Annotated in this window: 17 protein-coding genes and 1 pseudogene; 12 read left to right on the forward strand and 6 right to left on the reverse strand. The window is 70.4% G+C overall.

Going from position 1 to position 17541, the window contains the following annotated elements; genetic code table 11:
• The 4 genes and pseudogenes from BM109_RS41730 to BM109_RS38225 all read left to right on the forward strand — a co-directional run.
• Positions 1 to 170 (forward strand): annotated as a pseudogene (locus BM109_RS41730) (branched-chain amino acid ABC transporter permease); the annotation flags it as partial.
• A gap of 254 nt (positions 171 to 424) precedes the next feature.
• Entirely contained in the window at positions 425 to 1189 is a 765-nt protein-coding gene (locus BM109_RS38215) for an SDR family NAD(P)-dependent oxidoreductase (protein ID WP_093355108.1), read from the forward strand.
• Positions 1190 to 1200: 11 nt separating this feature from the next.
• Positions 1201 to 1458, forward strand: a complete 258-nt coding sequence (locus BM109_RS38220) for a hypothetical protein (protein WP_093355110.1) — start codon at positions 1201 to 1203, stop codon at positions 1456 to 1458.
• 175 nt (positions 1459 to 1633) lie between these two features.
• Positions 1634 to 2032 (forward strand): hypothetical protein, encoded by a 399-nt coding sequence (locus BM109_RS38225; RefSeq protein ID WP_093355113.1) that lies wholly within the window; start codon positions 1634 to 1636, stop codon positions 2030 to 2032.
• Between the two features lie 63 nt (positions 2033 to 2095).
• Here the strand turns inward: BM109_RS38225 and BM109_RS38230 are convergent, their stop codons facing one another.
• A complete protein-coding gene (locus BM109_RS38230) occupies positions 2096 to 3079 on the reverse strand; it encodes a Bug family tripartite tricarboxylate transporter substrate binding protein (RefSeq protein ID WP_093355115.1) in 984 nt (327 codons plus the stop codon).
• A gap of 339 nt (positions 3080 to 3418) precedes the next feature.
• Here BM109_RS38230 and BM109_RS38235 point away from each other — a divergent pair, with 339 nt between their 5' ends.
• The 8 genes from BM109_RS38235 to speB are packed head-to-tail and all read left to right on the forward strand — an operon-like array spanning position 3419 to position 10158.
• Positions 3419 to 4252, forward strand: a complete 834-nt coding sequence (locus BM109_RS38235; RefSeq protein ID WP_093355117.1) for a transporter substrate-binding domain-containing protein — start codon at positions 3419 to 3421, stop codon at positions 4250 to 4252.
• 50 nt (positions 4253 to 4302) lie between these two features.
• Positions 4303 to 4968: an amino acid ABC transporter permease gene (locus tag BM109_RS38240; protein WP_093355119.1), complete on the forward strand. Its 666-nt coding sequence runs from the start codon at positions 4303 to 4305 to the stop codon at positions 4966 to 4968.
• Complete coding sequence (locus BM109_RS38245) at positions 4965 to 5630, forward strand: amino acid ABC transporter permease (RefSeq protein WP_093355121.1); 666 nt, start codon at positions 4965 to 4967, stop codon at positions 5628 to 5630. Before BM109_RS38240 ends, BM109_RS38245 begins: the two co-directional genes overlap by 4 nt.
• A gap of 8 nt (positions 5631 to 5638) precedes the next feature.
• Complete coding sequence (locus BM109_RS38250; protein WP_305728108.1) at positions 5639 to 6445, forward strand: amino acid ABC transporter ATP-binding protein; 807 nt, start codon at positions 5639 to 5641, stop codon at positions 6443 to 6445.
• The gene (locus BM109_RS38255) at positions 6442 to 7779 is read left to right on the forward strand and encodes a M20 family metallo-hydrolase (protein ID WP_093355126.1); all 1338 of its coding nucleotides are present in this window, start codon (positions 6442 to 6444) and stop codon (positions 7777 to 7779) included. Before BM109_RS38250 ends, BM109_RS38255 begins: the two co-directional genes overlap by 4 nt.
• A gap of 7 nt (positions 7780 to 7786) precedes the next feature.
• Positions 7787 to 8515 carry a DUF1989 domain-containing protein gene (locus BM109_RS38260; RefSeq protein WP_093355129.1) on the forward strand — a complete coding sequence of 243 codons (729 nt, stop codon included), beginning with the start codon at positions 7787 to 7789 and terminating at the stop codon, positions 8513 to 8515.
• A 40-nt stretch (positions 8516 to 8555) separates the two neighbouring features.
• Positions 8556 to 9200: a cupin domain-containing protein gene (locus BM109_RS38265; protein WP_093355130.1), complete on the forward strand. Its 645-nt coding sequence runs from the start codon at positions 8556 to 8558 to the stop codon at positions 9198 to 9200.
• Between the two features lie 13 nt (positions 9201 to 9213).
• Positions 9214 to 10158, forward strand: a complete 945-nt coding sequence (speB, locus tag BM109_RS38270) for an agmatinase (RefSeq protein ID WP_093355133.1) — start codon at positions 9214 to 9216, stop codon at positions 10156 to 10158.
• Positions 10159 to 10215: 57 nt separating this feature from the next.
• On the opposite strand, the gene BM109_RS38275 is transcribed toward speB, so the two are convergent.
• From BM109_RS38275 to BM109_RS38295, 5 genes are read right to left on the reverse strand one after another with little or no spacing between them, the layout of a single operon-like run.
• Positions 10216 to 10797, reverse strand: coding sequence for a superoxide dismutase (locus BM109_RS38275; protein ID WP_093355134.1), 582 nt, complete (start codon positions 10795 to 10797; stop codon positions 10216 to 10218).
• Positions 10798 to 10843: 46 nt separating this feature from the next.
• A complete protein-coding gene (locus tag BM109_RS38280) occupies positions 10844 to 11566 on the reverse strand; it encodes a helix-turn-helix transcriptional regulator (protein ID WP_093355137.1) in 723 nt (240 codons plus the stop codon).
• A 50-nt stretch (positions 11567 to 11616) separates the two neighbouring features.
• A complete protein-coding gene (locus BM109_RS38285; RefSeq protein ID WP_177239577.1) occupies positions 11617 to 13086 on the reverse strand; it encodes an efflux transporter outer membrane subunit in 1470 nt (489 codons plus the stop codon).
• Entirely contained in the window at positions 13083 to 16193 is a 3111-nt protein-coding gene (locus BM109_RS38290) for a MexW/MexI family multidrug efflux RND transporter permease subunit (RefSeq protein WP_093355142.1), read from the reverse strand. Before BM109_RS38290 ends, BM109_RS38285 begins: the two co-directional genes overlap by 4 nt.
• Positions 16190 to 17296: an efflux RND transporter periplasmic adaptor subunit gene (locus BM109_RS38295; RefSeq protein ID WP_093355144.1), complete on the reverse strand. Its 1107-nt coding sequence runs from the start codon at positions 17294 to 17296 to the stop codon at positions 16190 to 16192. Before BM109_RS38295 ends, BM109_RS38290 begins: the two co-directional genes overlap by 4 nt.
• Positions 17297 to 17541 lie beyond the last annotated feature (245 nt).

Consider the following 17541-nt stretch of genomic DNA (forward strand, 5'->3'; position numbering starts at 1 on the left):
GCGAACTGGGCAACCTGCTCGCGCGCATCACCACCATCGACTGGTTCAACACGCTGGGCGAGTCGGTGACCATGGTCACGGGCCTGATCTTCGTGGTCTGCGTGCTGGCCTTCCGCAAGGGGATCATGGGCGAGGTCATCGCCTTCATCGATCGGCGCAAGGCGCGGTAGAAATCGGGATCGGACAGCCGTACGCAGAGGGCGCGAAGGTTTCGCAGAAATCGCAGAAAAGAACAGCCAAGGAGATGTGTGGGCCGTGCCTCGATGGGCGTTGTGCCCCATGCGAAGCCTTCCGGGCGCGGCGGTGGTGCGAGCGCAGCCCACCTTCAGGTTTTCCTTTTGCGACTTCTGCGAAACCTTCGCGATTTCTGCGTTCGGCAGCCCGCATTCCGCGCAACTCGCGGGGCTTCACTATCATCGCCCCCATGCCCACCTCCCACCTCTACCTCATCACCGGCGCATCGCGCGGCCTCGGCCGCGCCATGGCCGAACAGCTGCTGCAACCCGGTCACGTCCTGCTGTGCATCTCGCGCCGCCAGAGCCCCGAGCTCGCCGAACAGGCGAAGGCGGCCGGCGTCGAACTCGTGCAATGGGAACAGGACCTGTCCGACCCCGTCGCCTCGGCCGCGCGCCTGCGCGAATGGCTGGCCACGCAGGACGCGCAGCGCTTCGACGCCGTCACGCTGATCAACAACGCGGGCACGGTCGGCAATCCGGCGCCGCTCGCGACCGCGGTCGATGCCGAGCTGTCGCAGGCGCTGCGCATCGGGCTCGAAGCGCCGCTGCTGCTGACCGCGGCCTTCCTCGGCGGCACGCGCGGCTGGCGCGGCGCGCGCAAGGTGCTCAACATCTCCTCGGGCCTGGGCCGCAACGCCATGGGCAGCCAGGCACCGTACTGCGCGGCCAAGGCCGGCATGGACCACTACTCGCGCGCGGTCGCGCTCGAGGAAGCGAACCTGCCGAACGGCGCGCGCATCGTGTCGCTGGCGCCCGGCGTGATCGACACCGACATGCAGGTGCAACTGCGTGGCGCCTCGGCCGAGAACTTCCCCGACCGCACGCGCTTCGAGAAGCTCAAGAGCGAGGGCCTGCTCGACAGCCCCGCGAGCGCGGCCGCGAAGGTGCTCAAGTACCTCGCGCGCGCGGACTTCGGCGCCAAGCCGGTGGCCGACGTGCGCGATCCGGACTGAGCACCCGCGCCATGGCCACCGCCCAGGGCATCGACACCGGCGAGTACAAGCTCTTTCCCTCGCCGCGCAACCAGCACCGCATCGTCTTCACGCACCAGGTCTTCGTGCCGTACCCGTACGCGCTGATCGTGATGGACGAGTTCGGCTTCCAGGGCCGCCACAGCCTGTTCGCGGCCTGCCGCCTGAGCGACGGCAAGATGGGCCAGCTCGCGGCCTTCGAGCTCGAGTCGGACGTGGCGGTGTTCAACCGCAAGTTCGAGCCGGACTGAGCCGGGCCTCGGATGACGAGAACGTAACCGGGCGGATAAGTCCGCGTCCGTTTGCGTTTCTAGTGTGTGGGCGTGGAGAGATCGACGCCCCGCGCATGGCAAGCCAGAACGCATCGCCGTATCTCCACCCCCGCGCCTGACATCCAGTCGCGGGGAACACCCCAAGGAGATATGCATGTCGAACAGAACAATCGCCGCGCTCGCGGCCGCCTCCGCCATCGCCGGCTTCATGCCGCTCATGGCCTCCGCCCAGCAGAGCTCGCAGCACGTCGATGCACCCTCGCATTTCGCGGCCAACGAAACGGGCATCAAGACCCATGCGGAACTGGCCGGCGCGGGCAAGTCGACGGGCCAGGTCGACCAGGAGCTGGCGACCGCGCAGAACGATCCGAAATGGAAGGGCTTTCTGGCCTATGGCGCGCCGGTTCCGGTGACCAATGCCAAGCCGAAGACCCGCGCCGAAGTGACGGCCGAGCTGGAGCGCGCACAGCAGCATCCGGGCTGGGAACGGGCCTCGCGCTCGGGCGCATCGCTGGTACTGCCGCCCGCGCCGATGCCCGTGTCCGCGCGTTGAGGCACCGTCCTCCAACGAAAAGAGGGCGCAGCGCGCCCTCCTTCTTCGTCCGCGGTCGCGTGCTTACTCGATGGTCGCGCCCGAGGCCTGCACGATGCCCTTCCACTTCTCGTAGTCGGTCTTCAGCAGCGCGCCGAACTGCTCGGGCGTCATGCTCTGCGGCTCGGCGCCCTGCGCGATGATCGCGGCCTGCATCTCGGGCGTGGCCAGCAGCTTGTTGACCTCGGCGTTCAAGGTGGCGATCACCTCCTTGGGCGTCTTGGCCGGCACGAACAGGCCATACCAGGTGCTCACGTCGAAGCCCTTGTAGCCGAGCTCGGCCACCGTGGGCGTGTCGGGCAGCGAGCTGCTGCGCTTGGCCGAGGTGACGGCCAGCGGGCGCAGCTTGCCGGCCTTGATCTGGGCCATGGCCGAGGGCACCGACGACACCATCAGGTCGACGTTGCCCGCGAGCACGTCCATCATGGCCGCGTTCGAACCCTTGTAGGGCACGTGGCGCATCTTGATCTTGGCCGCGCCGTTGAAGATCTCGCCGGCCAGGTGGATGGTGGTGCCGTTGCCGGGCGAGCCGTAGGTGATGGTGTCGGGCGCGGCGCGCGCGGCCTTCACCACGTCGTCGAGCGTCTTGTACTTGGAGTTGGCCTGCGTGACGATCACCACGGGCGTGAAGGCCACGTGGGCCACCGCGGCCAGGTCCTTGGTCGGCTCGTAGCTGAGGTTCTTGTAGAGCCAGGGCGCGACGACCATGTTGTCCTTCTGGCCCATCACGATGTCGTAGCCCGTGGGCGCGGCGCGCGCGGCCTCGGCGATGCCGATGGTGCCGCCGGCGCCTGCGCGGTTGTCGGGCACCACGGTCCAGTGGTTGGTCTCGGTGAGCTTCTGGGCCACCAGGCGCGCCAGGATGTCGGTGCCGCCGCCGGGCGGGAAGGGCACGATCATGCGCACGGGCTTGGCGGGCCAGGCCTGGGCCTGGGCGGTGGAGGCGGCGCCGAAGGCCAGCGGAAGCGCCAGCGCGAGGGCCAGCGGGCGGATGAGTTGTCGGATCATGGGTTTGTCTCTGTATCTGGACGGATCGGGTTGCAGCCTGGAAGCCATCGCATCGCTGCACCAGGGTGCAGTGTGCCGGAACGACCCCGTGCGGGATTTCGCGGTTCGCGATGGCCGTCTTCTCCAGGCGTGGCGGCTTGCACCGATTTTGCACCCCCTTAGTGCGCCTCGCGCCGTCTCCTGTTCCTTTTTGCGCCGCTGTCGGCACCACGGCCGTGCCGCCGGACCGATTCGGGCTGGCATGGAACTTGTGTGTTCTAAGCAAGTGACTTGCATGAATGCAAGTTGCTTGCTGAATCTGTCCACACCTGCTTCAATCCACACCCGAGGGCCCTGCTCATGCTGTTCCATCGCGCAATCGCCGGCGTTCTTTCCCTGTTCCTGCTCGGTGCCGCGCACGGCGCCGACATGCTGGAGACGGTGAAGAGCAAGAAAGAAATCGTCATCGGTACCGAGGCGCAGTTCGCGCCGTTCGAGTACCTGCAGGACGGCAAGATCGTGGGCTACGGCCCCGACCTGATGCGCCTGATCCTGGCCGACCTGCCCGAGGTCAAGGTCAAGCAGTTCGACGTGCCGTTCCAGGGCATCCTGCCGGGCTTGGCGACCAAGCGCTTCGACTTCGTCGTGACCTCGGTCACGCTCACCAAGGAGCGCACCGACAAGTTCGCGTTCACCGTGCCGATCGCCGACGCCACGACGGCGCTGGTCAAGCGCAAGGACGACGCCGCGCTCACCGACCCCGCGGGCATCGCCGGCAAGACGGTGGGCTCGCAGGCCGGCTCGGCCCAGCTGCGCGCGCTGCAGGACTATGCGAAGAAGCTGCAGGCCGACGGCAAGCCGGCGGTCACGATCCGCGAGTACGTGAGCTTCGACGAAGCCTATGCCGACCTGGCCGCCGGCCGGCTGGTGGCGGTGGCGCAGTCGCTCTCCAACCTGGCGACGCTGGTGAAGACGCGCGGCGACATCTACGCGGTGATGCCCGTGCCCATCGGCCCCAAGACCTACTTCGGCTGGGTCGGCCGCAAGGACGCCGACAGCGCGCCGCTGGTCAAGTTCTTCAGCGACGGCATCGCGCGTGCGCAGAAGAGCGGCCAGCTCAAGGAACTGCAGATGAAGTGGTTCGGCTTCCCGATGGAGGTGCCCACCGACGCGGTGCCGGCGCCGCAGATGTGAGCGGGCCTGCTCCGCACGACGTCTCCTGACCCCGCACCACCGCGCTCCCGATGAACGCAACCACCCTTCTCGAGCGGCTGGCCGCCTACCTGCCCGTGCTGCTGCAGGGTGCCGTCACCACGCTGAGCGTGGCGATCGCGGCCATCGCGCTGGGCTTCGCCTGGGGCGCGGTGCTGCTGGGCCTGTCGCTGCGGCGCGGCGGCCGGGGCGTGCTGCCGGCCGCGGTGCGCACCTACCTGAGCTTCTTTCGCGGCACGCCGCTGCTGGTGCAGCTGCTCATGCTCTTCTACCTGCCCAGCGCCTACGGCCTCGACCTGCCGCCGCTGCTGGTGGCCATCGTCGCGCTGGGCCTGAACTCCGCCGCGTTCCAGTGCGAGATCCTGCGCGCCGGGCTGGTGGCGGTGCCGGCCGGGCAGATCGAGGCCGCGGCCTCCTTCGGCATGCCGCCCGCGCGCATCTTCCGCCACGTGCAGCTGCCGCAGCTCGCGCGGGCCGTGTGGCCGGCCGTGGTGTCGGAGGGCGTCGACGTGGTGAAGAGCTCGGCCATCGTCTCGGTGATCTCGGTGGCCGACCTGGCACGCGGCGGGCGGCAGATCGTGGCCGCCAACTTCAGGCCGCTCGAGGTCTACGTCTCGGTGGGCCTGTGCTACCTGCTGATGACCGGCGCGGTGCTGTGGCTCGGCCATTGGCTGCGCGGCCGGATGGAGCGGCCATGATCGACACGGCGCTGCTGGGCCAGCTGCTGCCCGCGTTCGGCGCGGCCGCGCTGCGCACCGTGCTGCTCACGCTGACGGGACTGGCGGGCGGCCTGGTCGTGGGCTTCGCCTTCCACGCGCTGCGCGAAACCGGCTGGCGCGCGGCGCGCTGGCTCTACACCGCCTACACCGCGGTGTGGCGCGGCGTGCCGTTCCTGATCCACCTGTTCATCGTCTACTTCGGCCTGCCGAGCGCGGGCCTGTCGCTCGATCCCTTCGCCGCCGCGGGCCTCACGCTCGCGGTCTACGGCGGCGCCTACTTCGCCGAGATCTTCCGCGCCTGCTGGCAGAGCATTCCGCGCGGCCAGATCGAGGCGGCCCGCTGCATGGGCCTGTCCTCGCGCCAGATCTTCGCCACCATCGAATGCCCGCAGGCCCTGCGCGCCAGCCTGCCGCTGATCGCGAGCCAGACCATCCTGCTGATGAAGGAGTCCGCCCTGGCCTCGGTCATCACCTATCCCGAACTGACGATGACCGCCGGCAAGGTGGTGTCGGAGCAGTTCGTCTACGTCGAGCCCTACCTGCTGCTGGCGCTGAGCTACTGGGGCCTGTCGCTGCTCGTCAACCGCGCGGCCGGCACGCTGCGCGCCTGGGCCGCCCTTCGAGAAAGCTCCCGTCCATGAATGCTCCCGTGACCGTTCCCATCGTCTCCCTGCGCGGCGTCGGCAAGTCCTTCGGCCCGCAGCGCGTGCTGTCGGATATCGACCTGGACATCCGCAAGGGCGAGGTCCTGTCGCTGATCGGCCCCTCGGGCTCGGGCAAGACCACGCTGCTGCGCTGCATGAACTTTCTCGAGGCCTACGACGAGGGCGAGGTCCGCATCCGCGGCGCGCTGCTCGGCTACCGCCGCAACGCGGCCGGCGCGCTGGCCCGCGAGAGCGAGCGCGTCGTGGCCGAGGTGCGCGCGCCTGTGGCCATGGTGTTCCAGCAGTTCAACCTGTGGCCGCACATGACGGTGCTGGCCAACGTGATGGCGCCGCTCACGCTGGCCAAGGGGCTGCGCGCGGACCAGGCCCGGGCCGTGGCCGGCGAGGCGCTGGCGCGCGTGGGCATGTCGGCCAAGGCCGATGCGCGGCCGCCCCAGCTCAGCGGCGGCCAGCAGCAGCGCGTGGGCATCGCGCGCGCGCTCGCGGTCGGGCCCGAGGTGATGCTGCTCGACGAGCCGACCTCCGCGCTCGATCCCGAACTGGTCGACGAGGTGCTCGAGGTGATCAAGTCGCTGTCGCGCGGCGGCATGACCATGATCATGGTCACGCACGAGATGAGCTTCGCGGCCGAGGTGTCGGACCGGATCGTGTTCATGGAGAAGGGCCGCATCGTGACGATCGGCACGCCGCGCGAAGTGATCCACGCGCCGGCCCATCCGCGCATCCAGGCCTTCCTGCAACCGTGGATCCGCCGCAGCCTCGGCCATCCCGCGGCGGGAGCGGTCGCATGAACGCGCTCGACGCGATGCGGGACGCGGCCCTCGCGGGCGACGTGGCGCGCGCGGTCGGCACCGCGAGCCTCGAGGCCCGGCTGCGCGGCCTGGCGGCGCATGGTGCCGTCGGCGCGGGCACCGGCGGCGGCGTGGCGCGGCAGGCGCTGTGCGCGCACGAGCTGGCCGCGCGGCGCTGGCTGGTGCAGCCGTTCGCGCGCCGGCCCGGCTACCGCGTCGGCATCGACGCCGCCGCCAACGTGTTCGTCCGGCGCGACGGACAGGGATCGATGCTGTCGCCAGCCATGACCGGCAGCCACATCGACACCCAGCCCCTGGGCGGCTGGCTCGACGGCGCCTTCGGCGTCGCGGCGGGCCTGGAGGTGTTCGATGCGCTCGACCGCCTCGGCCTGCGCACCCGCCGGCCGATCGACGTCGCCATGTGGACCAACGAGGAAGGCTCGCGCTTCGCGCCCGGGTTGATGGGCTCGGTCGCCTTCACCGCGCCGCAGCGGCTCGAGGCCTTCCTCGGCGTGCGCGACGGCGACGGCCTGCGCTTCGAGGCCGCGCGCGATGCCGCCGTGGACGACCTGCGCGCGGAAGCACTGCGCCAGGGCTGGGCCTGGATGGACACGCCGCTCGCGCGCCCGGTGCATGGCTACATCGAGGCGCACATCGAGCAGGGCCCGGTGCTGGAGGCCGAGGGCCTGCAGGTCGGCTGCGTGAGCGCGATCCAGGGCGTGCGCTGGTTCCGCATCACCGTGCCGGGGCGCAGCGCGCACGCGGGCACCACGCCGCTGGCCGCGCGCGACGACGCGCAGGCCAAGGCCGTGCGCATGGCCCATGCGCTGCTCGAACATGCGGCGCGGTGCGGCGACGACCGGCTGCGCCTCACCATCGGCCGCTGGGAGTGCAGCCCCGGGTCGATCAACACCATTGCCGACCGCGTCGTCTTCACCGTCGATGCGCGCCATCCCGAGGCCGCCGCGCTCGATGCGGTGCGCGCGCTCGTCGACGCGGCGCTGCCGGCCGGCGGCCAGCTCGAGGTGCTGCAGGACAAGCCCACCGTGCGCTTCGACGCCGCGCTCGCGGGCCTGGCGCGCGAGGCCTGCGCCGCGCTGCGGCTGAGCCACCGCGAGATGCTCTCGGGCGCCTTCCACGACGCCATGCCGCTGGCCGGCTTCTGCCCCAGCGCGATGCTGTTCGCGCCCAGCCGTGGCGGCGTGAGCCACCACCCCGACGAAGACACCCCCATCGACGACCTCGCGGCCTGCACGCGCGCCCTGGCCTGGTGCCTCGCGCGGATGGCCGGGCCGCTCGTTTCCTCCACCCCTCCCGAAGCTTCAAAGGACTAGCCAGACCATGGACGACCAAGCCACTTCCTCTTTCCACACGGACACCCACGCGCACGCCCATGTGGCCGACAACGGCGAACCCGTCGGCGCCAACCGCACGCTGCGCGAGCCCGTGTCGGCCGACGGCACGCCCGAGCTCGGCAGGCGTTACGAAGTGCCCGCGCGCAACGGCCGCGCCGTGCGGCTCGCCAAGGGCCAGGTGATCCGCGTCATCAACACGCACGGCAGCCAGGTGTGCGACTTCTGGGCCTTCAAGGCCGACGACCTCAGCGAGTTCATGTCGATGGAGCATGCGCGCGCCGTGATCGACCGCATCATGCCCAGGGCCGGCGATCCGCTCGCCACCAATCGCCGCCGTCCCATCATGACGCTCGTGGCCGACACCTCGCCCGGCGTGCACGACACGCTCATGGCCGCCTGCGACGCCTACCGCTACCAGAACCTCGGCGTGACCGAGTACCACGACAACTGCGCCGACAACATGCGCATGGCGCTCAAGGCCATCGGCCTGCGCGCGCGCGAGGTGCCGCAGCCGCTCAACCTGTGGATGAACATCCCGGTGGGCCCGGGCGGCGGCGTAGACTGGCTGCCGCCCGTCTCCAAGGCCGGCGACCATGTGGATCTGCGCGCCGAGATGGACTGCGTGGTCGTCATGTCGGCCTGCCCGCAGGACATCGTTCCCATCAACGACAACCGCCCGGTCGAAGTGCACTTCACCGTGCTGGCGGATGCCTGAGCTTCCCGGCGCGCCGCCGGCCCACTGACGACTCGACGCCATGCGCACTGCCAAGAAGACCACCGCCATTCCCGCCGCTGCCGCCGCCTCGCCGGCACCGGTGGACGCAGACCCGGACCTCGCGCTGTCGGCGCTGGGCCCGCGGCTCAAGCATGCGCGCATGGTGCGAAGTCTCACGCTGAAGGCGCTCGCCGATGCCGCCGGCTGTTCCGAAAGCCTGCTGTCGCGCGTGGAGCGCGGCCAGGTCATGCCCTCGCTGGCCAACCTGCACCGCCTCGCGCGTGCGCTCGACACCAACGTCGCCGAGCTCACGGCCTCGTTCGCGCCGCCCATGTCGCCGGTGACGCGCGCGTCCGAACGCCCCGTGATCGAGTTCACCGGCCTGCGCGGCAAGAAGCGCGGCGTGAAGCTCGAGCGCGTGATCGTGCCGATCCGCGGCCAGCTGCTGCAGGCCGACATCCACGTGCTCGAGCCCAAGGCCGAGAGCCTGGAGCAGATCGCGCACGTCGGCGAGGAAATGGGCTACGTGATCGAGGGCGAGTTCGAGCTGCGCCTGGGCGACGAGGTCTACCGGCTGTCGGCCGGCGACTCCTTCTATTTCTCCAGCGACGTGCCGCACAGCTACCGCAATCCCGGCAAGACCCAGACCCGGGTGCTGTGGACCAACACCCCGGCCACGTTCTGAATCCGTTCCCGCCATGCAAACAGACACCGCCATGCAGACGCTGCCGCGCTACAGCGGCATCCCGACCTTCATGCGCGTGCCCTTCGCGCAGCGCCTCGAGGACTTCGACATCGCCCTGGCCGGCGTGCCCTTCGACGGCGGCGTGACGGCGCGTCCCGGCGCGCGCTACGGCCCGCGCGAGATCCGCAACATGTCGTCGATGACGCGCGCCATCCACCACGTCACCGGCTTCAATCCCTTCGAGGCCTGCCGCGTGGCCGACGTGGGCGACGTGCCGTTCACCGACGTGTTCCACCTCGAGCGCTCGCACGAGGACATCCGCCGCTTCTTCGAGCCCTTGTTCGCGGCCGGCAAGACGGTGCTGGCCGCGGGCGGCGACCACTCGATCACCTTCCCGGTGTTCCAGGCGATGAAGCCGCGCCGGCCGCTGGGCATGGTGCACATCGATGCGCACACCGACACCTGGGACGACTTCCTCGGTTCCAAGTTCAGCCATGGCTCGCCGTTCCGCCGCGCGGTCGAGGCCGGGCTGCTCGACCCGAAGCGCACCATCCAGATCGGCATCCGCGGCGCGCAGAACTCCGACCAGGGCTGGCGCTACTCGCTCGACAGCGGCATGCGCGTGGTCTTCATCGAGGAGTTCGAGGCCAGGGGCGTCGAGGCGATCGTGCAGGAGGCGCGGCGCATCGTCGGCGACGGGCCGACCTACCTGTCGCTCGATGTCGATGGCCTGGACCCGGTGTTCGCGCCGGGCACCGGCACGCCCGAGATCGGCGGCATGACCACGCGCGAGACGCTGGGCCTGCTGCGCGGCCTCGACGGGCTGGACTTCGTGGGCGGGGACGTGGTCGAGGTGTCGCCGCCCTACGACCCCTCGGGCAGCACCGCGCTGCTGGGCGCCACGCTGATGTACGAGATCCTGTGCCTGCTGGCGCGCAGCGTGGCATCGAGGCGCTGAGGCAGGGGTTCGGGTGCCCTCGCGGGCAGGCCCCGAACCCGATCGACCACGGGTCGATCAGCCGAAGTTCTTTTCAGCGAAGTCCCAGTTGACCAGCTTGGCCAGGAAGGTCTCGACGAACTTGGGACGCAGGTTGCGGTAGTCGATGTAGTAGGCGTGTTCCCAGACGTCGACCGTCAAGAGCGCCGTGTCGGCGGTCGTCAGCGGCGTGCCGGCGGCGCCGGTGTTCACGATGTCCACGCTGCCGTCGGCCTTCTTCACCAGCCAGGTCCAGCCCGAGCCGAAGTTGCCCACGGCCGACTTCACGAAGGCCTCCTTGAAGGCATCGAAGCTGCCCCACTTGGCGTCGATGGCCTTGGCCAGCGCGCCGCTGGGAGCGCCGCCGCCTTGGGGCTTCATGCAGTTCCAGAAGAAGGTGTGGTTCCAGATCTGGGCCGAGTTGTTGTAGATGCCGCCGCTGGACTTCTTGACGATCTCTTCGAGCGTGAGCGACTCGAACTCGGTGCCCTTCTGCAGGTTGTTGAGGTTCACCACATAGGCGTTGTGGTGCTTGCCGTAGTGGTACTCGAGGGTCTCCTTCGAGTACTCGGGTGCCAGTGCGTCGAGGGCGTAGGGCAGGGGAGGCAGGGTGTGTTCCATCGTGGGGTCCTTCTGGTTGATAAAAAGAAAAAGAGGCGGGGGGCGCTCAGTCGGCACCCTTGCCTGGCTTGATGCGGGTCTTGTCGCCTGGCTTGTCGCCGGCCTTGGGAACGACGCGGTAGGCGCAGCGCCGCGCGCCCGCGAGCACGTGCTCGACGCGGCTCACGCTCACGTCGGGCCCGAGCACCTCGTCGAAGAGCTGCAGCTCGCTGCGGCAGAAGCCCGTGCAGGCGCGCGCCGCGGTGCAGATCGGACAATGGTTCTCGATGAAGAGGAAGCCCTCGCCCTCGTCGTCGGCGCGGTACTCGGCCATGTAGCCCTCGCGGCTGCGCACCTCGGCCAGCCGCTCGAGTCGCGCGCCGATGCCGCGCGCGCCGCGCAGCGCTTCGCGGTAGTTGCTGCGCATGGTCTCCTCGCGCGCGCCGATCAGCTGGTCCATGCCCTTCTCGCCGAACACCTGGATCACGGCGCTGATCATCTGCACCGTCATCTCGGCATGCGTGTCGGGAAAGCGTGCGTGGCCCGAGGCCGTGAGCCGCCAGATCTGCGTCGGCCGGCCGCGCCCGGCGCTGCGGCTCTCGGCGTCGACCAGGCCCTCGGCCTGCAGCTTGGCCATCTGCTGGCGCACCGCCTCCACCGTGACCTGCAGCACCTTGGCGATGTCGGGAATGCCGAGCGCGCCGCGGGTCTTGAGCGTCGAGAGGATGCGGTCGGCCGGCTGGTGCGGGGTCCAGGCGGGCTTGGCGTCGGCGGTGTCGTTGGCGGACATGGCGCGGTCTTCGTGGGGAGCGGAGCGGAAAGGCGGCAACCCTTGCATTGTCAGGTGCTTGGGGCGTCCTTCGCGGAAACGCCCGAAAGCCCCTTGGCATCGGGTGCCTGCCATCCGCCGCCCACGGCCTTGTAGAGCGCGACCAGGCTGGTGTACGAGGCGGTCTCGGCCTCGGCCACCGCATCCTGCGCGCGCAGCAGCGTGCGCTGCGCGTCGAGCACCGACAGGTAGGGCGCGGCGCCTTCGCGGTAGCGCACCTCGGCCAGCTCGGCCGCGCGCGCGCTCTGTTCCGAGGCCACCACCAGGCTGCGCAGCCGCTGCTGGTTCTGGCCGTAGCCGGTGAGGGCGTTCTCCACGTCCTCGATGGCGCGCAGCACGGTCTGCTCGTAGGCCGCGCGCTCGCCCTGCGCGCGCGCCTGCGCGCCGCGCAGTTGCGCGCGCACCGAGCCCAGCCGCAGCGCGGGCCAGCTCAGGCCCGGCGTGAGGCTGAAGGCGCGGCTCGAGCCGCTGCCCAGGTCCGAGCCGCGCAGCGCGACGAAGCCGAGGAAGCCGCCGATGTCGAGCCGCGGATACAGCGCGGCCGTGGCCGCGCCCACGTCGGCCGTGCTCGCGGCCAGGCCGCGCTCGGCGCGCAGCACGTCGGGCCGGCGGCGCAGCAGGTCGCCGAGGTCGCCCACCGGCAGCCGCTTGGCCAGCACCTGCAGCGGCCGCGGCGCGAGCATCGGCTCGAGCTCGGCCGGCTGCAGTGCCGCGAGCACCGCCACGCGGTGCGCGGCCTGGCGGCGCGCGGTCTCGAACAGCGGCAGCTGGGCTTCGGTGCTCGCGAGGTTGGCGCGCGCGCTCGCGAGGTCGCCCGCGAGGCCGCGGCCAATGCCGACCTGGGCCTCGGTCACGCGCAGGCTGTCGCGCAGGCTCTGCAGCGTGCGCTGCGTCACCGCGAGCCGCTGCTCGGCGCCGCGCATCTCGTAGTAGTTGCGCGCGAGCTCGGCCACCACCACGATGCGCGCCTGCTCGAGGTCGGCGGCCTGCGCCTCGGCGCGCGCACTGGCTGCTTCGTCGAGCCGGCGCAGGCGGCCGAACAGGTCGATCTCCCAGCCGGCGTCGAAGCCCAGGCGGCTGCTCTCGGCGAGCGTGCGGGCCTCGGCCGGCACGCCGTTGCCCTGCGCGATGCTCCGGGTCTTGCTCGCGCCCATCGTCACGGTGGGCCAGCGGTCGAGCTCGGCCTCGTCCTGCGCGGCGCGGGCTTCGAGCAGTCGCGCCTGTGCGATGCGGATGTCGTGGTTGGCGGCCAGCGCGCGCTCGATCAGCGCGTCGAGCTGCGCGTCCTCGAGCTGGCGCCACCAGTCGCGCTGCACCGCATCGGGCGCGAACAGGTGGCGTTCGGGCGCGGCGATCGTCACCGGCGAGGTCTCGGGCGCCGCGTAGCGCGGACCGACCGCGCAGCCGGCCAGCAGCAGTGCCATGGCCAGTGTCGACAGGGAAAGGATCAGGGTCTTCATGGTCGTTCTCCCGTGCTTCATGCGTGGCCGCCCGCCGTGGCCGGTGCCGTCGGGCCGTCCTCCAGCGCCGCGAGCTCGGCCGCGCGCTTCGACTGCCCCGCGGCGCGGTGGTCGCGCGCCAGCAGCGTGTACATCGTGGGCAGCACGAACAGCGTGAACAGCGTGCCCACCAGCATGCCGACCACGATCACCAGCCCGATGCTGAAGCGGCTGTTGGCGCCCGCGCCGCTCGCGAACAGCAGCGGCACCAGGCCCACCACCATCGCGGCCGTGGTCATCAGGATCGGTCGCAGGCGGATGCGCGCGGCCTCCTCGATCGAGGCGCGGCGGTCGAAGCCCTTGCGCATCTGGATCTCGTTGGCGAACTCCACCATCAGGATGCCGTGCTTGCTGATCAGCCCGATCAGCGTCACCAGCCCGATCTGGGTGTAGATGTTGATGGTCGCGAAGCCCAGCGCCAGCGGCACCAGCGCGCCGCAGATCGACATCGGCACGCTGACCAGGATGATCAGCGGGTCGCGCAGGCTCTCGTACTGCGCGGCCAGCACCAGGTAGATCACGACGATCGCGAACACGAAGGCCAGCACCAGCGCCGAGCCCTCCTGTGTGAACTGGCGCGCGTCGGACTGCCAGTCGTAGCTGAAGCCGGCCGGCAGCTTCTTCGCCTCGGCGCTCAGAAAGGCCACCGCGTCGCCCATGGTCACGCCGGGCATCGGAATGGCCTGGAAGGTGGCGGCATTGAGCTGGTTGAACTGCGTGAGCTTGTTCGGGCCCACGCTGGTCGACAGCTGCACCAGGTTGGCCAGCGGCACCGGCTGGCCGCTCGCGCTCTTCACGAAGTAGCGCGACAGCGCCTCGGCCGTCAGCCGCTGCTCGCGCGGCGTCTGCGGGATCACGTCGTAGGAGCGGCCGTCCATGCCGAAGCGGTTGACGTAGTTCTCGCCCACCAGCACGGCCAGCGTGTCGCCGATGGACTTCATGGTCACGCCCAGGCTGTTGGCCTTGGCGCGGTCCACGCGCACCTCGACCACCGGGTTGTTGAACTCGAGGTCGCTGTCGACCACGGCGAACTTGCCGCTCTCGCGCGCCGCCTTCTTGAGCGCCTCCATGGCCTCGAACACGCTGCGGTGGTCGCCCGGGCTGCGGATCACCATCTGCACCGGCAGCCCGCCGGTGGAGCCCGGCAGCGAGGGCAGCTGGAAGGCGAAGATGTTGCTGCCTTCCACCGCACCCATGCTGCCCTGCACCTCGTGCTGGATCTGGTCGGCCTTGCGCTGGCGGTCCTTCCAGTCGGACAGCTGCACGCCGCCGATCGAGTTCGACACGCCGTCGGAGCCGTTGATCAGCCAGCGGCCGGTGTTCTCGGGCAGCGCGGCAAACACGTCGTCCCACTTCTTGCCGAACTTCTCGACGTAGTCGATGTTGGCGTGCTGCGGCGACTTGATCGCGGTCAGCACCATGGCCTGGTCCTCGCCGGGCGCGAGCTCGCGCTGCGCGGCGTTGTAGAGGAAGGGCAGGCTCACCAGCACCACCGCGGCCAGCGCGCCCGTCACCCAGCGGTGGCGCAGCGACACGTCGAGCACGCGGCCGTAGCCGGTGGCCAGGCGGTGGAAGAAGCCCTCGGCCAGCCGCGCCATGCGCGTGCCGGTGGCGTCCTGCGGCAGGAGGAAGGAGCTCATCACCGGCGACAGCGTGAGCGCGATCACGCCCGACACCACCACCGCGCCCGCGAGCGTGAAGGCGAACTCCTTGAACAGCGAGCCGGTGAGCCCGCCCATCAGGCCGATCGGCGCGTAGACCGCGGCCAGCGTGAGCGTCATCGCGATCACCGGGCCGGCCACCTCGCGCGCGCCGATCAGCGCCGCCTGCACGCGCGACTTGCCTTCCTCGATGTGGCGGTGCACGTTCTCCACCACCACGATCGCGTCGTCCACCACCAGCCCGATCGCCAGCACCATCGCCAGCAGCGTGAGCAGGTTGATCGAGAAGCCGAACACCAGCATCAGCGCCGCGGCACCCAGCATCGACAGCGGAATGGTCACCACCGGGATCAGCACCGCGCGCACCGAGCCCAGGCACAGGAAGATCACCAGCACCACGATCACCACGGCTTCGAGCAGTGTCTGGCGCACCTCGTCGATCGAGGCCTCGATGAAGCGCGCGAGCTCGAACGGCAGCTGCACCTCCACGCCCGCGGGCAGGTTCTGCTTGATGCCGGGCAGCAGTTCGCGGACGCGCTTGACGATCACCAGCGGGTTGCCGTTGGGCGCCGCCTGCAGGCCGAGGTAGATGGCCTTGTCGCCGTCCATCATCGCGCTGACGTCGGCGCTCGCCGCGCCCAGCTCGACCGTGGCCACGTCGCCCAGGCGCACCAGCGCATCGCCGTCGCGCTTGATCACCATGTCGCGGAACTCGGCCACGTTCACCAGGTCGGTGTTGACGCGGATGTTCGACACCACGTACAGGCCCTTGACCTGCCCGGGCGCCGCCTGCACGTTGTTCTGGCGCAGCGCGTCGGCCAGCTCGCCGGCCGAGATGCCGCGCGCGGCCATGCGGTTGGCGTCGAGCCACACGCGCATCGCCAGCGTCTGGCCGCCCGAGACCTCCACGCCCGACACGCCCTCGATCGACGCGAACTGCGGCTGCACCACGCGCGAGAGGTAGTCGGTGAGCGCGGGCACGCCCATGGTCTTGCTCGAGAAGCCCACGTAGGCCACCGCCGTGGCCTCGCCCGAGGACTTGAGGATCACCGGGTCGAAGGCCTCCTGCGGCAGCCGGTACTTGACCTGGCTCACCTGCGCCATCGCCTGCGTGAGCGCCTGGTTGGCGTCGGCGTTGAGCTTCATGCGCACGGTGATCACGCTGCGGCCCAGCGTGGACGAGGACGACAGGTAGTCGACGTTCTCGATCGTGGCCACCGCCTGCGCGATCGGTTGCGTGACGAAGCCCTGCATCAGCTCGGGCGAGGCGCCCGGGTACTGGGTGGTGATGGTCAGCGTGGTGCTCTCGGTCAGCGGGTACTGGCGCACCGGCAGCGAGCCGAGGGCGCGCGCACCCAGCAGCAAGATCAGCGTGCTCACCACCAGCGCCAGCACCGGCCGGCGCACGAACAGGTCGGTGAATCTCATGACTTGCGCTCCTGCACGGCCAGCGTGTCCTTGTCCATCGGCTGCACCGCGGCGCCGCCGTACAGGCGCAGCTGGCCCGAGGTCACGACGCGCTCGCCGGCCTGGAGGCCCTTCTCGATCACCACCTGGCCGTCCTGCCGGTCGCCGGCCGTCACGAACAGCTGCTGCACCACGAAGCCCTCGCCCTTGTCGGCCGGGCGCACCACGTAGACCGAGTCGCCGTGCGTGCTGTAGGTGATGGCGGTCTCGGGCACGGTGATGGCGTCGGCGCGCGGCGGCAGCGCCACGCGCGCGCTCACGTACATGCCGGGCGCGAGTGCGCCGTCGGCGTTGTCGATCGCGGCCTGCAGCCGCACGGTGCGCGTGTCGCTGCCGATCTGCGGCTCGATCGCGCTGAGCCGGGCCTGGAAGGCGCGGCCGGGCCAGGCGTCAACGTTGAGCAGCACCTGCTGGTTGCGCTGGAGCGCGGGCAGGGCGGCCTCGGGCAGGGTGATGGTCGCGAGCAAGGTGCGGGCGTCGGTCAGCGAGACCAGCGCATCGCCCGAGCGCACGAACTGCCCGAGGTTCACCTTGCGCAGGCCCAGCCGGCCGTCGAAGGGCGCCACGATGCGCTTCTGGGCGATCTGCGCCTGTACGCGCCGCAGCTCGCCGCTGGCCTGGTCGTAGCCGGCCTGCGCCTGGTCGAGCTGCTCCTGCGTGGCGGCCTGCTGCGGCAGCAGCCGGCGCGTGCGCTCGAGCAGCGCCTTGGCATTGGCGCGCTGCGCCTGCAGCCGTTCGAGGTCGCCCTGCTCGGGCGCGTCGTTGAGCTGCACCAGCAGCTGGCCCGCGCGCACCTCGGCACCCGCGGTGAAGAGGATCTTCGCGATCCGCCCCTCCACCTCGGCCGGCACCTCGACCTGTCGGTTCGCCTCCAGCGTGCCGATGCCGCTGAGGAAGCGCGGCAGCTCGGTCTGCCGCGCCGCGGCCACCGCCACCTGCGCCGGCGGCATGCCGCCACCGCCGCCGTCGGCCGCCTTCGATTTCGCCACGAGACCGTAGCCGGCCCCTCCCACCACCACTGCCGCGAGGCCGGCTCCGAGCCAGGCCCTTGATCGTGCGTTCATGATCTTACCGTTATTAATCAAAGAAAGTGCTTGGATTATTGGCGGACTCGCGGGGGCCTGTCGAATAAAGGAAAGCAATGCCCCCGATGAAGGCGGGCTATCCGGGTCGGGTCGTGCATGAGGGAATCTCCGAAAGTCGAGCGGGAAATGCCGCTGCTTCGAAGACGGGCCATGGGGCCGGTTTGTGACGCGCGATTCACCGGCGCGGCGGCCGTGCATTGCGCACGGGGCCGGGGGCCGATGTA

The sequence above is a fragment of the Variovorax sp. PDC80 genome (assembly GCF_900115375.1).
In the GTDB taxonomy this organism is placed as follows: Bacteria; Pseudomonadota; Gammaproteobacteria; order Burkholderiales; family Burkholderiaceae_C; genus Variovorax.